At 58.4% G+C, this 14,043-nt stretch carries 14 protein-coding genes and 1 pseudogene; 5 read left to right on the forward strand and 10 right to left on the reverse strand.

Features of this window, described 5'->3' with window-relative positions:
- Nucleotides 1-34: 34 nt before the first annotated feature.
- Nucleotides 35-769: a hypothetical protein gene (locus tag J2X66_RS13410; RefSeq protein WP_310265000.1), complete on the reverse strand. Its 735-nt coding sequence runs from the start codon at nt 767-769 to the stop codon at nt 35-37.
- Nucleotides 770-926: 157 nt separating this feature from the next.
- Here J2X66_RS13410 and J2X66_RS13415 point away from each other — a divergent pair, with 157 nt between their 5' ends.
- Nucleotides 927-2,000, forward strand: coding sequence for a sensor domain-containing diguanylate cyclase (locus tag J2X66_RS13415; RefSeq protein ID WP_310265002.1), 1,074 nt, complete (start codon nt 927-929; stop codon nt 1,998-2,000).
- Nucleotides 2,001-2,003: 3 nt separating this feature from the next.
- On the opposite strand, the gene J2X66_RS13420 is transcribed toward J2X66_RS13415, so the two are convergent.
- Nucleotides 2,004-2,309, reverse strand: a complete 306-nt coding sequence (locus tag J2X66_RS13420) for an RcnB family protein (RefSeq protein WP_310265004.1) — start codon at nt 2,307-2,309, stop codon at nt 2,004-2,006.
- Between the two features lie 136 nt (nt 2,310-2,445).
- Between J2X66_RS13420 and J2X66_RS13425 the strand changes: the two genes are divergently transcribed.
- Nucleotides 2,446-4,257: a monovalent cation:proton antiporter-2 (CPA2) family protein gene (locus J2X66_RS13425; RefSeq protein WP_310265006.1), complete on the forward strand. Its 1,812-nt coding sequence runs from the start codon at nt 2,446-2,448 to the stop codon at nt 4,255-4,257.
- A 68-nt stretch (nt 4,258-4,325) separates the two neighbouring features.
- On the opposite strand, the gene J2X66_RS13430 is transcribed toward J2X66_RS13425, so the two are convergent.
- Nucleotides 4,326-4,865: a hypothetical protein gene (locus J2X66_RS13430; protein ID WP_310265008.1), complete on the reverse strand. Its 540-nt coding sequence runs from the start codon at nt 4,863-4,865 to the stop codon at nt 4,326-4,328.
- Nucleotides 4,866-5,076: 211 nt separating this feature from the next.
- On the reverse strand, nt 5,077-6,006 hold the full coding sequence (locus J2X66_RS13435; protein ID WP_310265009.1) for a hypothetical protein: 930 nt from the start codon (nt 6,004-6,006) through the stop codon (nt 5,077-5,079).
- A gap of 278 nt (nt 6,007-6,284) precedes the next feature.
- Between J2X66_RS13435 and J2X66_RS13440 the strand changes: the two genes are divergently transcribed.
- Complete coding sequence (locus J2X66_RS13440) at nt 6,285-6,968, forward strand: response regulator transcription factor (RefSeq protein WP_310265011.1); 684 nt, start codon at nt 6,285-6,287, stop codon at nt 6,966-6,968.
- Nucleotides 6,946-8,343: a HAMP domain-containing sensor histidine kinase gene (locus J2X66_RS13445; RefSeq protein WP_310265013.1), complete on the forward strand. Its 1,398-nt coding sequence runs from the start codon at nt 6,946-6,948 to the stop codon at nt 8,341-8,343. Before J2X66_RS13440 ends, J2X66_RS13445 begins: the two co-directional genes overlap by 23 nt.
- A 48-nt stretch (nt 8,344-8,391) precedes the next feature.
- Here the strand turns inward: J2X66_RS13445 and J2X66_RS13450 are convergent, their stop codons facing one another.
- Genes J2X66_RS13450 through J2X66_RS13460 form a run of 3 tightly spaced genes read right to left on the reverse strand, consistent with a single transcriptional unit; the run spans nt 8,392 to nt 10,644 of the window.
- Complete coding sequence (locus tag J2X66_RS13450; protein ID WP_310265014.1) at nt 8,392-8,802, reverse strand: SRPBCC family protein; 411 nt, start codon at nt 8,800-8,802, stop codon at nt 8,392-8,394.
- Between the two features lie 25 nt (nt 8,803-8,827).
- The gene (locus J2X66_RS13455) at nt 8,828-9,625 is read right to left on the reverse strand and encodes an SDR family oxidoreductase (RefSeq protein WP_310265016.1); all 798 of its coding nucleotides are present in this window, start codon (nt 9,623-9,625) and stop codon (nt 8,828-8,830) included.
- Nucleotides 9,626-9,627: 2 nt separating this feature from the next.
- Entirely contained in the window at nt 9,628-10,644 is a 1,017-nt protein-coding gene (locus tag J2X66_RS13460; protein ID WP_310265018.1) for an aldo/keto reductase, read from the reverse strand.
- Nucleotides 10,645-10,761: 117 nt separating this feature from the next.
- Here J2X66_RS13460 and J2X66_RS13465 point away from each other — a divergent pair, with 117 nt between their 5' ends.
- On the forward strand, nt 10,762-11,649 hold the full coding sequence (locus J2X66_RS13465; protein ID WP_310265020.1) for a LysR substrate-binding domain-containing protein: 888 nt from the start codon (nt 10,762-10,764) through the stop codon (nt 11,647-11,649).
- Nucleotides 11,650-11,834: 185 nt separating this feature from the next.
- On the opposite strand, the gene J2X66_RS13470 is transcribed toward J2X66_RS13465, so the two are convergent.
- The 3 genes and pseudogenes from J2X66_RS13470 to J2X66_RS13480 all read right to left on the reverse strand — a co-directional run.
- Nucleotides 11,835-12,200, reverse strand: a complete 366-nt coding sequence (locus tag J2X66_RS13470; RefSeq protein ID WP_310265022.1) for a DUF6124 family protein — start codon at nt 12,198-12,200, stop codon at nt 11,835-11,837.
- 429 nt (nt 12,201-12,629) lie between these two features.
- Nucleotides 12,630-13,109, reverse strand: a complete 480-nt coding sequence (locus tag J2X66_RS13475) for a hypothetical protein (protein WP_310265024.1) — start codon at nt 13,107-13,109, stop codon at nt 12,630-12,632.
- Between the two features lie 223 nt (nt 13,110-13,332).
- Nucleotides 13,333-13,540: pseudogene (locus J2X66_RS13480) on the reverse strand (transposase); the annotation flags it as partial.
- Nucleotides 13,541-14,043 lie beyond the last annotated feature (503 nt).

Here is a 14,043-nt window from a genome sequence, read left to right on the forward strand (position 1 = left end):
GCGCACCTGCCATTAGTCCAGTCCCGCGTGGTGATTACAGGAACTCGTCTAAAAACAATGTCCTGGTAACACGCGGCATATTGGGCACATCCATTTCAACGTAAATCACCTGGTTCTTCGGCACTTGGTACACCGTGCCAAATGAATCGTAACGTTGCGGCTGCTTATCGGTTTTCATCAGCACCTTTTGAATCAGCACGTAGTACGTCTCGTCCGTTTCAATCAGCAGCACGGCTTCTTTAATCCCGCCATCCTTGCTAATGGTGGCCGTCGACAACTCAGTCGGAAAGTTCTTCGCCTGCTTTTCTTCAAAGTGCAGGCGAATCGGGTGCAACACACCGCCATCGCGGACTTGCTGGGCCTGGAACGTACCGAGGTACTCGGCCATGACAGACGTGGCCCAAAGTCCCAAGACCAAAAAAAGTGCGAATAGCGCTTTGTGCAAAAAATGCCGAAACAGCCTGTGGTCCGAAGACCAGCCGCCGTTAAGCGCAACATAGAGGATGGCACCGCCGCCCAGAATGAGGGGGATCCAGGCCCCGAACTGTTTCACCGCAGTCCAGGCAAACGCCAGATAGAAATAGAGCGAGATATCCAGCGATACCAGCGGTATGCCGAACGTCTTGAAGTAATAAAACAAATGCAGCCAGGAATAGAAAAACAGATAGGCCGCAAACAGCAGCGTTGGCCCACCAAAGTGTGCCGACAACTGTGAACTCTCCGGCGCAGGCGGTGGGGGCGTCGGGCCAGACGGGTTGACTTGAGTCATGCTGAGGATCTCCTGGCTGACGGATGATCACGAAGCAGATGGCGTGCACAGAAAGTCTAGCGCTCGTTAGACAGAAAGCGACTGCAACCCAACAGCGCGGTGAACTAACATAAGCACCAACGTATCCCTCGGTTTAATGCCCAATGACGATCCCTGAATGAATCTGGTCTGGACCAGCGCAGCCGTCGGCTCAGTCATGTTTGCCCTGCTCATCGCGATGATCTATCGCGTGCGCTCACTGAAACAGCAATTGGCCGAGAGTCGTGCGCTGATCGCCAGCCTGGCCGAGGGACCGTCCGTGCGCCAGGACGGCGATGCCGAACGCTTCAAACGCAGCCAATACTTCGCCCGCATCGGCACCTGGGACTGGGACGTCGACACCGAAAAGCTCTACTGGTCGGATGCGATCTACGGCATGTTCGGCTTCAAGATCGGCGAAGTGACGCCCTCCTACGCCCTGTTTTGCGCCTGCGTTCACCCGGAGGACCGCGCCAGCGTGCGGGCCGGGGAACTGCGCTGCCTGGAAACCGGCGAAAACCATGACGAGGAATACCGCGTCGTCTGGCCCGACGGCAGTATTCACTGGCTGCGAGAGACCGGCAATGTGGTCAAGAACGACCACGACGCCACCATCAAGATGATGGGCGTGGTGCGCGACATCACCGAGGAAAAAGCCTCCGCCAGTTACCTCCAGCACCTGGCTCACTACGATCCGTTGACCGGCCTGCCCAATCGTCTGGTGCTGGAGGAACGGTTGTCCGAGGCATTGGAACAGGCGCGTATCGGCGCGACCCGGGTGGCGTTGGTGTTTGTCGACCTCAACGGTTTCAAGGCCATCAACGATCACTACGGCCATGCGGCCGGCGACCGCGTCCTGATCACCACTGCCACACGCCTGAAGAAAATCCTGCGCTCAACCGACACCGTCGCCCGCATCGGTGGTGACGAATTCGTGGTTATCCTTCAAGGGTTGCCCAAAGGCATCAACCTGCAGGATGAAGCACGCAGCATCTGCCAGAAAATCTTCATCGAACTGTCACCGCCCATCACCATCGGCAACGACCAGCGCCACATCGGCACCAGCCTCGGTGTCGCGGTGTACCCGGACCATGCGCCAAGCATGGACCGGCTGATTCATATCGCGGACCTGGCGATGTATGAGGCCAAGCGCAGTGGCAATAATCAGTATCGGTTGGGCGGCGAAAGCCCGGTGCGGGCTCACAGCCAATAGGCTCTAACGCTCCACCGGCGTGATGTCCACTATCGTCCCGTTGGTGATCATCACCATCATGTATTTGTCATTGATCTGCACCCACTGTGCCCGATCCTTCGGGGCTTTCAGGCCTTTTTCCTGCCAATTGGCGAGGGCTTTTTCGCTGCGTTGGTAGATGTCCGGGGCGCGGTCGCCGACCACCAGTTCACGGTTGTTGACGCCGGGCTGAACGGTTTTCTGAGGGGACTCGGCCGCCTGAACGATAGGGTTGATACCGGCAACGCCAGCGGCAATGGCCAGGGCGGCGATGAGGGTTTTGCGGTTCATGGGTGATCCTCCAGTGACTGTAGGAGCGAGCCTGCTCGCGATAGCGGAATTCACGGTTTGTCGGCCATCACGGCTGACGCATCCCGCCGCAGCCTTTATCCTTGGCGCTCCGCCGTATCGAGTGTTGGAGTAAGTCATGCCCCATGAAGGCAACCTGTTGCAAGCCGCTGTCGTGTTTTTGTTCGCGGCGGTGCTCACCGTGCCCTTGGCCAAGCGCCTGCAATTGGGAGCCGTGCTGGGTTATCTGTTTGCCGGGGTCCTGATCGGGCCGTCGGTGCTGGGGCTGATTGGTAATCCGCAAAGCGTCAGCCATATTTCTGAACTAGGCGTGGTGTTGCTGCTTTTCATCATTGGCCTGGAGCTGTCGCCGCGACGCCTGTGGGTGATGCGCAAATCGGTGTTCGGCGTGGGCCTGGCGCAGGTGTTGTTGACCGGTTCAGTGATCGGTGTGCTGGCGCTGCTCGTCTTCGGCCAGCCGCTGAACAGCGCCATCGTGCTCGGCCTTGGCCTTGCCTTGTCGTCCACTGCATTTGGCTTGCAAAGCCTGGCCGAGCGCAAGGAACTGACCAGCCCCCACGGTCGACTGGCGTTTGCAATTCTGCTGTTTCAGGACATCGCGGCCATTCCGCTGATTGCCATGGTCCCGCTGCTGGCCGGGGGTGACCACACCTCCACCGCCGCTGAAGACTTGAATCACGGTTTGCGGGTATTGGGCAGCATTGCGGTGGTGGTCATCGGTGGACGCTATCTGTTGCGTCCGGTGTTTCGCATCGTCGCCAAAACCCGTTTGCCCGAGGTGTCCACCGCCACGGCGTTGCTGGTGGTGATCGGCACGGCGTGGCTGATGGACCTGGTCGGCGTGTCCATGGCGCTCGGCGCTTTTCTCGCCGGGTTGCTGCTGGCGGACTCTGAATACCGACATGAACTGGAAGCGCAGATCGAGCCGTTCAAAGGCCTGCTGCTGGGGCTGTTCTTCATCAGCGTCGGGATGGGCGCCAACCTAAGCCTGCTGCTCAGCGCCCCGCTTGCGGTCCTGGGGCTGACCCTGCTGCTGATCGCAATCAAATTGCCGCTGCTGTTTGTGGTCGGCCGATTGGCCGGTGGCCTTGGCAAAGTCAGTGCGCTGCGCCTGGGCATCGTGCTGGCGGCCGGCGGTGAGTTCGCGTTTGTGGTGTTCAAGATTGGCCGTGATCAAGGCCTGTTCGAGCCGCACCTGTACGATTTGCTGGTGCTGACGATCACCCTGTCCATGGCAGTGACACCGCTGTTGTTGCTGCTGTGCGCCCGGTTGTATTCACCCAAGGTGCAGCCCGTCGTGGTGCCGGAAAAATTCCGCGACATCGACACCGATGCGCCGCGCGTGGTGATCGCCGGTATGGGCCGGATGGGTCAGATCGTTGCGCGGATTCTGCGGGCGCAGAACATCAAATTTGTGGCGCTCGATACGTCGGTGGAAACCATCGAACTGTCCCGCAGTTTCGGCGGCGTACCGGTGTTCTATGGCGACCCGATGCGCCCGGAGATCCTCAGCGCAGCCAAGGTCGAACAGGCTGAATACTTCATCATCGCCACCGATGACCCGGACACCAACATCAAGACCGCCGAGGTGGTGCACCGGCTGTACCCGCACATTAAAATCATCGCCCGCGCACGTAACCGTCAGCATGTGCATCGCCTGGTGGACCTGGGGGCCGAGGCGATTCGTGAAACCTATTATTCAAGCCTGGAAATGAGCCGCCGCACGCTGGTTGGCCTGGGGCTGACCCAGGCGCAGGCGGATGCGCGGATCAAGCGTTTCCAGCATCACGATGAACAGGTGCTGGAGGCCCAGCACGCGGTGTATGACGATGCGGCGAAGGTGTTGCAGACGGCGCAGGAAGCGCGGGCGGAATTGGCTAAATTGTTTGAGTCGGATCAGTTGGAGGAGCAGGAAGCGGGCAAGGTTTAAGTGATGTGGCGGCAGGCTTGCCCGCGATGAACGATAACGCGGTGCAATGCCTGCCCCTCACCCGAGCATCAGTTGGAAAACACAAACTGCCCCTTCACCTTTTTCGAACCGACAAACCCCAGGTCCGGGAATAGCAGCGCCTTCACCCAGGCCACATAAAACACCATGGCCAACGTGATCACCACACCCACCACCGTCATCACCGGATCTTCCTCATACCCCTGAAACATCCGCCCGATCTGGCTGACGGTCAGAATCATGTAAAGGGTGTAGACCTGCGCCGAGTTCTTGTAGAAACCCCAGGCAAACGCCAGCGGCACCAGCGCCGCAAACAGGGTGAAAAACACCACGGCACCGGGGCCGATCATCGAGCCCAGATAGAATCCGGTGACGGCCCCCAGCAAGGCCTGAAGGCAGGTCAGTGCGAGCAGAATGTTGACCTTGAGCGCGTGTTTTTCCCGCAACGCCGGATCCGGCCTGGCACCGATCCAGTAAGCGAGCACCCGGTCCTTGACCACGCCACCGGAGAACGCCTTGAACGTCGCGGTTTTGGAGTGCCCAGCGTCGAGCGCCACCATCAGTTGCCGCTTGATTTCCTTTTTGTCCAACGCACGTCTCCCCTTCAAAAAGCAACCCACAGTAGTAGGCATCTTCGCTTTATTGGGGGTCACAAAGCAAAACGCCGCTTCCACCAGAAGCGGAAGCGGCAGAGGCACGAGCCTCAGCGAATCAATGCATGAACAGGGCGATCAGGATAATGATCGGGATCGGCACGCCAAGAAAGAACAGCAGTAATGAGCGCATGATGATTCTCCTGGATTAACGAACAGGGGTGGTGGTGACGTAAGTATCGGTTTCCACGTACACAACGGCGTCCCGACGACGACCACCAAAAGTGGCGGCAAGGCTGGCAAAAAACGCGCCGATCAGCAGTGCGATGAACATCCACAGCGACGTCCAGGCAGCGACTTTCGCGGCTTTGTCAGCGGCTTGCTGGGCAGCCAGTTTGGCGTCGGCCACGGCTTTTTGCGTACGGGCGTAGACTTCATCGACACGACGTTCGGCGTCGGCCTGAGTCAGGTTGGTGCGTTGGGCGACCATTTGTGCGAGGTAAGTCCGGTCGTCGGCGCTCAGGCCGTTATTGCCCAGACTGCGCACAAAGATGCGCGTCACGGTGCCACGCGCGGCATCATCGCTGACGGCGGCTGGACGATCGTCACGGAACAGGCTGTCGACGAAATAGCCGTACTGATCGCTATTGGTATTGGCAGCCGCGGTACCGGCAGCTTGAGTCGCCGCACTGGCCGCCCCGCCGACCATATTGGCCCCTGCTTGCATGCCGCCACTGATAACACTGCTGACCGAGCCGACCACCAGGGTCGCGGTCACCAGCGTCGCCACGCACCAGGCGAGGAAGCCATGGGCGGTATCACGGAAATACACTTCATCCCCGTGCAGGTAGGCCCACTTGACCCGCAAGCGACCGGCAATGTAACCGCCGGCCCCGGCCGCCAGAATTTGCGTGACCGCCAGCCACACGATGGTTGAAATGCCCAGCCCCTTGGCACTCACACCTTCATTGGCCCACGGTGACACCGCCGAAAAACCCAGGCCGAAACCGAGCAGCACCAGAATCAGCGACAACGCTGCCGCCGCAGCGGCCCCGGCGAAGATCGCCCCCCAGGACACACCCGAGAGCGTGCTCGTTTCTTCTGCGACGGGATAGAAACCATCAGAAGATCTATTCATTGTTGTATCGCTCCAGGCAGGAAAGATGGTGTTACAACTCTTCAAATGCACCATTGCAGTCAGCGTGCCAGTCGCGAATTTTAGTTATTTCCTTATTTTTCAATCACCTATAAAGATTGAACTTCCTTTTCTCATGCAATTTGCAAGAAATGCCTCAACCCAGCGGGTTTTCTGCATTGATCACAATATTCAGTGCATGAAGTTTTATTTAGAAAGACTCCGATCATTTCTTGGCAAAATGCTGCACATCATTGAGAACCGCTAATCAGGCCAGCCCTATGACCCGCATCTTGACCATCGAAGACGACGCCGTGACCGCCCGGGAGATCGTCGCCGAACTGAGCAGCCACGGCCTCGATGTCGACTGGGTCGACAATGGTCGCGAAGGCCTCGCGCGTGCGGTCAGTGGTGACTACGACCTGATCACCCTCGACCGAATGCTGCCGGAGCTCGATGGCCTGGCGATTGTCACCACACTGCGGACCATGGGCGTGGCCACGCCGATCCTGATGATCAGCGCCCTCTCCGATGTCGATGAGCGCGTGCGGGGGTTGCGCGCCGGCGGGGACGACTACCTGACCAAGCCATTCGCCACCGATGAAATGGCCGCCCGCGTTGAAGTGCTGTTACGCCGCCAGAACACCGTGACCGCCCAGGCCACGACGTTGCGTGTGGCCGACCTGGAACTCAACCTGATCAGCCATGAAGCCAGCCGTGGCGGCCAGCTTCTGACGCTGCTGCCGACCGAGTACAAACTGCTCGAATTCCTGATGCGCAACACCGGGCAGATACTGTCGCGCATGATGATTTTCGAAGAAGTCTGGGGCTACCACTTCGACCCCGGCACCAACCTGATCGACGTGCACATCGGCCGTCTGCGCAAGAAAATCGACCCACAAGGCCAGGCCCCACTGATTCGGACCGTGCGAGGCTCGGGTTATGTCATTGCCGAACCCGTCTAAAGGCTGGCGCTCTTCCAGCAGCCGCTTACTGGCGCTCTACAGTTCGCTGTTCGTGATCTGGAGCGCGATCCTGATGGGCGTCATGTACTACGAGGTGTCTGCTTACCTCGATAACCTGGCCAAGCACTCGCTGATGCAACGCCAGCATCTGTTTTCGCGCTTCCAGGGCGAGCAACTGGTGGACGCTCTCTCCGTCAGCATGACCTTCGACATCCGCGGCATCGATGCCTATGGCCTGTTCGATCACCAGCATCGCTACCTCAGCGGCGCCCTGCGTTTTATCCCCGAAGACCTGCCGCTGGACGGCAAGATTCACATGCTCAAGGATTGCTCCGATTCCGACGACCCGATCCTGCCCGCCGACAGTTGCGACGCGGTAGCGACCCAGACCCGCGACGGTCGCTGGCTGGTGCTGGTGCGTGACAACGGTTCGTTGTTCGCCGTCACCCGGATCATCCTTCATGCGTTGTTCTGGGGCGTGACCTTGACGATCATTCCCGGCATCGCCGGCTGGCACCTGTTGCGCCGACGCCCCCTGCGGCGCATCCGCGCGATCCAGGCCAGTGCCGAAGCCATCGTCGCCGGGGATTTGACCCGGCGCCTGCCCTTGTCCAATCGGCGCGATGAACTGGACATGCTCGCCACCATCGTCAACGCCATGCTCGAACGCATCGAGCGCTTGATGCACGAGGTCAAGGGAGTCTGCGACAACATCGCCCATGACCTGCGCACCCCGCTGACACGCCTGCGGGCGCAGCTGTACCGGATTCAGCAGCAGGCCGCAGATGACTCGACGCTGGCTGTGCAACTGGATTCGGTGCTCGGTGAAGCGGACACCTTGATGGCGCGTTTTCGCGGGTTGCTGCGGATTTCCGAACTGGAAGATCGCCAGCGCCGCTCGGGTTTCGTGCAACTGGACCCGGTGCCCTTGCTGCAAGAGCTGCACGACTTCTACCTGCCACTGGCGGAAGAAGGCGAACTGGTTTTCAAGCTGCAATTGCCGGCGTCGTTGCCAGCGCTTAACGGGGATCGGGCGTTGTTGTTCGAAGCCGTGGCGAATCTGCTGAGCAACTCGATCAAGTTCACACCGCCCGGGGGCGAGGTGATTTTGCGTGGGGTGAGTGAGGGCGGGTTTACGCGGATCGAAGTGCTGGATTCCGGCCCCGGAATTCCAGAGGCCGAGCGTGAAGCGGTGTTTCAGCGGTTCTATCGTGCTGAAGGTGGCAACCAGAAAAGCGGGTTTGGTTTGGGATTGTCGATTGTGGCGGCGATTGCCAGTTTGCATGGGTTTGCGCTTGAAGTGGGCAGCAGCGAACTCGGCGGCGCACGGTTGGTGCTGGATTGCAAAAACCCGAACCTGACACAACCCCTGTAGCAGCAGCCTCGCGGGCTCGGCAGCTGCTACAAGGGTTGATCGTACTGACTAAGCCGAATAATTGGCTCGCAGTGCCTGCAACCCGCCCTGATAAATCCCGTCGAACAACGCCACCACTTCTTCCTCACTCACCCCCACAGGCGTGAACCGACCCGACCACGTCACCCGAGCCCCCTGCCCCTGCGCGTCGACCTTGATCGTCGCCAGATACTCAGTAGCCGGAAACGGTGCCTGCTCAATCGAATAGCTGTACGTCTTGCCGGCGTTATCAAACGCCTCAAGCCGCTCGACGATCACCGCGCCATCCGCAGTTTGCAGGCTGCGAACCCGCCCGCCTTCACTCAGTTCGCTTTGCGCAATAAACGGCAGCCAGCCCGGCAGCGAGTTGAAGCCACCAATCAATTGCCACACTTCGTCGGCCGAAGCCGGGATCTCAATCGTCGCTGATGCAGTTGCCATGTATTCCTCTCTGTTAATTAAAAAATCAGATTGCCATGCTGTCGACAACGCCGCCATCAACGCGCAATGCCGCGCCGGTGGTGGCCGAGGACAGCGGCGAAGCAATGTACGCCACCAGGTTCGCCACCTCCTCGACATCCGCCACACGCTGGATGATCGACGTCGGCCGCGCCTTGCGCACGAACGCATCGGCTTCTTCGCGTATACCCCGACCGGAGGCAGCGGTGGCGTCCTTGAGCATCTGTTCCAGCCCATCGGTCAGCGTCGGGCCGGGCAGGATCGCATTGACCGTCACTCCAGTGCCCGCCAGCCGTTTGGCCAAGCCATGGGAGACTGCCAGGTTGGCGCTTTTGGTCACGCCATAGTTGAGCATGTCGGCCGGGATCGAGATGCCGGACTCCGAGGACACGAAGATCACCCGGCCCCAGCCCTGCTTGACCATGTCCGGCACGTAATGCCGGGACAGGCGCACACCGGAGATCACGTTGACCTCATAAAAGCGCGTCCACTCGCTGTCCGGCGTGTCGAAAAAATCCACGTCGTTAAAAATACCGAGGTTATTCACCAGAATGTCCGCACGCGGTTCGGCGGCGAACAGCACCTCGGCGCCTTCGGCAGTGCCCAGGTCCGCGGTCAGGCCACGCAACTGCGCGCCCGGCACGCTCTGACGAATGCTCGCCAGCGCCTGTTCGACCTTGGCCGTCTCGCGCCCGATCACCACCACCGTGGCGCCGGACTCGGCCAACGCCTTGCTGATGCCCAGGCCAATGCCGGCGGTGCTGCCGCTGACAATGGCGAGTTTTCCACTCAGATCAATCTTCATGCTCAAACTCCTGTGATCGGCAATGGCGCGCGGTCGCAGACCAGTTTCGCCTCACGCATCGCGTGCCAGAACGCGGCGGGAATGACCGCCGACAGCGCGGCAACGTCTTCAGCAATCCGCTCCGGACGGCTGGAACCTGGAATCACCGCCGCCACCGCCGGGTTGGCCAACGAGAACTGCAAGGCTGCTGCTTTTATGTCGACACCGTGCGCGGCAGCGATGCGTTTGATGTGCTCGACTTTGTTGATGATCGCCGGGCTGGCTTTCTGGTACTCGAAGTGCGCACCGCCGGCCAGAATGCCCGAGCTGTAAGGACCACCGACCACGATCTCGACGTTCTGCGCCAGGGCGGCATCCATCAAACGTTGCAACGCGCGGTCGTGGTCGAGAAGAGTGTAGCGACCCGCCAGCAGAAAGCCGTCCGGTTGCGCTTCGGTCAGATCAAGGGTCAGTTCGCACGGCTCGACCTTGTTCACGCCCAGGCCCCAGCCCTTGATCACGCCTTCTTCGCGCAAGCGGGTCAACACCTTGAACGCGCCGGTGCGGGCCTGATTGAAATACTCCAGCCATTGATCGCCGTAGAAATCCTGCGCGATGTCATGCACCCAGACGATGTCCAGACGGTCGGTTTGCAGACGCTTGAGGCTGTCCTCGATGGAGCGCATCGTCGCGTCGGCGCTGTAGTCGTTGACGATCTTGTTCGGGAGGCCGTGTTCGAACACCCCGCTCTTCTCGCCCAATTCACGGGCCGCCGTGTCTTCGACTTCATCCAGAATGACCCGGCCGACTTTGCTGCTCAGCACATAGTCGTCACGTTTGTATCGGGACAGCGCGGCGCCCAAACGGATTTCCGACAGGCCCGAACCGTAGAACGGCGCGGTGTCGAAGTAACGCACGCCGGCATCCCAGGCGGCGTGCACGGTGGCGAGCGCCTCGTCTTCAGGAATCGCGCGGAACATGTTGCCCAAGGGTGCGGTGCCGAAACCCAGCGCGCCGGGCAGTTTGTCTTTCAAGCTCATGATTCAATCCTCGTCAGTTTCAGTGGCCAGTCGCCTGACCGTTGAGCAGATCCTAGATTGCGACGGTCGGACCGTCCAAGACATAATGTGCAGAACTTGAGTCCTCAGAGGTCTGACATGATCGACATCCGCCAATTGCGCTACTTCGTCGCCGTCGCCGAAGAAGAACACGTCGGTCGCGCCGCCGAACGCCTGCACATTTCCCAGTCACCGCTGAGCCGGCAGATCGCCCAACTCGAAGAACGCCTGGGGCTGACCTTGTTCGAACGCAGCCAACAACGCATTCGCCTGACCCGCGACGGCCATACCTTCCTCGCCGAAACCCGCGCCCTGCTGACCCACGCCAGTCGCCTTGAATCCCTCGGCAAACGCCTTGGTCGCGGTGAAGAAGGCGGTTTGTGCGTCGGTTACATCGAAAACGCCATGCACGCCGGCGTGTTGCCAAATGCCCTGCGTGTGTTGCGGGTCGAGCGGCCGAACGTGCATGTCGCGCTGTACAACCTGCGCTCCACTGAACAGCTTGAAGGCCTGCGCCAGCGTAGCCTCGACATCGCCTTGGTCAGCGAACCGCCGGACAAAAACGATCCGGACCTGATGGGCTTTCAGGTGCTGGACGACCCGATGTTGCTGGCATTGCCTGAGGATCATCCACTGGCCAAGCAGACCACATTGACCCCGGCCGACCTCGCCGATCAGGAGTGGATCGGTGTGCAACACCACACCAGCCGCCAAGACTTTATCAGCGCGTGCATCCGCGCCGGCTTCACCCCGGACATCCGCATGGAAGCCACCGGCCCCTTCACTGCCATGGCCCTGGTGGCCTCGGGACTGGGCATCGCGATGATTCAAAAAGGCTTGAGCCGCAATGCACCGCCGGGTGTGGTGCTGCGGGAAGTGCCATGGATCGCCTTCACCAGACCCCTGTGGGCGGCGTGGCACCGGATCAATCTGCGGCCGTTGGTGGAGACGTTTCGCAAGGTACTGACAGAACCGAGATCCGCGTAGGAACGAGCCTGCTCGCGATGAGGCCCGACCAAACACTTCAGAAACCTACGGTCAGCCAGGGCCATTGTGGCGAGGGAGCTTGCTCCCGTTCGAGTGCGCAGCGCTCGCAAGATCTCCAGGGAGCTTGGGATTTTGGGGCCGCTTCGCAGCCCAGCGGGAGCAAGCTCCCTCGCCACAGTTCAACGTCAGCTATGCGGATCGACGTTATCCAGCATCCGGTTCACCGCCAGTTCGCCCAACATCACGGAGTTTAGAATGCCCAGCAGGGTGTGGCGCTGTGTACCGTTCAACTGCCCGGCGAAATCACTCAACATCACACTCGCTGAGGCCAACGTCTCACAGGCGTTCACCAGCAGGGTTTCGTTATCGGTGTCGGGGCCGACGAAGTAGATCGTGCTGGGTTTACGCGGGGTGTCTTTGGGGATGACTGGTTTGAGGTAGTAATCGAGGGCGCGGTCGGCGGCGGTGTTGAGTTTTTTTGAATCGGTGGATTCGTAGGGGGAAACGTCGTCGGTGTCGGTTTCTGGCGGGTTGGGTGTGATCTTGAACATTGGTGAAGCTCCTTGATTAGTGGCGTCGCCGTCCGCGGTCAAACGAATCAAGGTGGCAGCTGTACGCGGGTTGACCGACCGGAAATCAAGGTATCCGGCACACCCGAAGGTGTCCCGCGCACAGCCACCGCAAAAAGCCTGAAGCTTTCTTGGGTACTGGTACGCCTTGATTGAGTCGGACGGTCAAACCCGATCGCTGATTTGTCAGCGACCCGCAAACGATAGAGTCCCGGCCCAAGGCGCACAAGCCGGCGGATTCTGGCGCAGTCGTAGGCAATGGAGCAAGGTTGTGTAGCCTGAGTGAGTGTCTGGAGGCGCCCATTAAACATCGCCGTTGAATGTTCACTCAGGCCATGGAACGGAAGCAGAAGAGATAAATAAATGCGTCCCCTTTTCCAGCTCTTTTCCAGCTCTTTTCCAGCTGTTTTATTATTTTTTGCTGGCATTGTATAAGCTGCTTAGAAAATCTTTATATGGGTAAAGTTTGCCTTTTCCGTCCAGGTAAATTCCATTTTTTAACTCGATTAAAATTGTAAAGGCGTGACTTTTGTCGTCTAAGAGTGTCGAACCTTCTGGAAATCGGTGCGAGTAGGTGCTGTTTTTCTGGCTGATTATATGGTCTATGCAGTTTTCTTCTGAAAGAATGAATGATCGATTTAGAGAAGTCTCTCGTTTTGTCCGAGTTGTTCCTATTGCTCCTATCGCTGCTATGGCGGCATCCATAGCAGTGAATGCATTATTTATGTTCTCGCCTAATATCGCTGGGTAGGCACCAGTTAATACGACAGCCCCACTTCCGACGCGCACAGAAGCTTCGTCAAATTTTGGATTGATTTCGAAGGACTCATTGCCCGACATGATATTAGTTCCGAGGACAAGGTCAATCCGGTCGTTTTTTTTATCTGTCACGGCAGGCTCCAATTATAAGGAGATTATTAGGTCTTGTTGCCTTTCTGGCGAAAAATAGACGCGCAAGAAAAGTTGATCACCAAAACGATTTATTCATTTGCCACGTAAATAAATATAGAACTGCATGTACGAATTGGCACCTGTAACAAATAACAGTTTTTAAGAATTTTTGGCTATAGGTTTTAGCAAAAAGGTAACAGGCCTGAAGACACTTACTTAACACGGTAATCGCTGAGATGAGGCTGGGGGGAGACTTCTGTGCCGTACATCTCCTCCGGGTGCCCCTGAATTTCTCGCAAGGTCATGCCTCGGGCGTACAGCGAGCTGACTTTGTCGTCGAAGCCCGTCCAGTGTGTCTGGTGTTTGGAGACGAGTTGGGGTTCGAACATGCCCTGGCGGTCACGGGGAATCTCCAACGGTAGCTCGCCAAAGTTCCGCGCTGATCGCACTGAATCACCGCGAGGTGAATCCAGAACAGCCCGCCATCTCCCCCTATCCTGCTGCGTACAACCCAGATTAACTTTATTAATGTTCCTGGCATCAGGAAAACCACATACTTTCATCTGGCCATCTCAGATATTACAAAACACCATAAAAACTGTCACTTATTACAGTTAAACACTGAAATCAAACACGCTAAAGTCATCATCACTGCTCGCAATCTAGCCTCGCACTGAACCGTCAGGACCCAGTACCTAAATCAACTCTCAATCGATGAGGCAATACCATGCCAAACCTTACAGGAACAGTTTAGTATTTCCGCGAGTCCAATCCGACTCCAAACCCTCATATCGACACCACGATTTACTCCATTACGATCATCCCTGATGACGGTGGGAAAGCCATAAGCATTACAGGAAGTCGGAAAGTGCGAACTTATACCAAGGGACAAAAAATAACTTACTACGGCACCCTGGACCCCAAAGGCGAAATG

This window comes from Pseudomonas sp. 3296 (assembly GCF_031456615.1).
Taxonomy (GTDB): Bacteria; Pseudomonadota; Gammaproteobacteria; order Pseudomonadales; family Pseudomonadaceae; genus Aquipseudomonas; species Aquipseudomonas mucoides.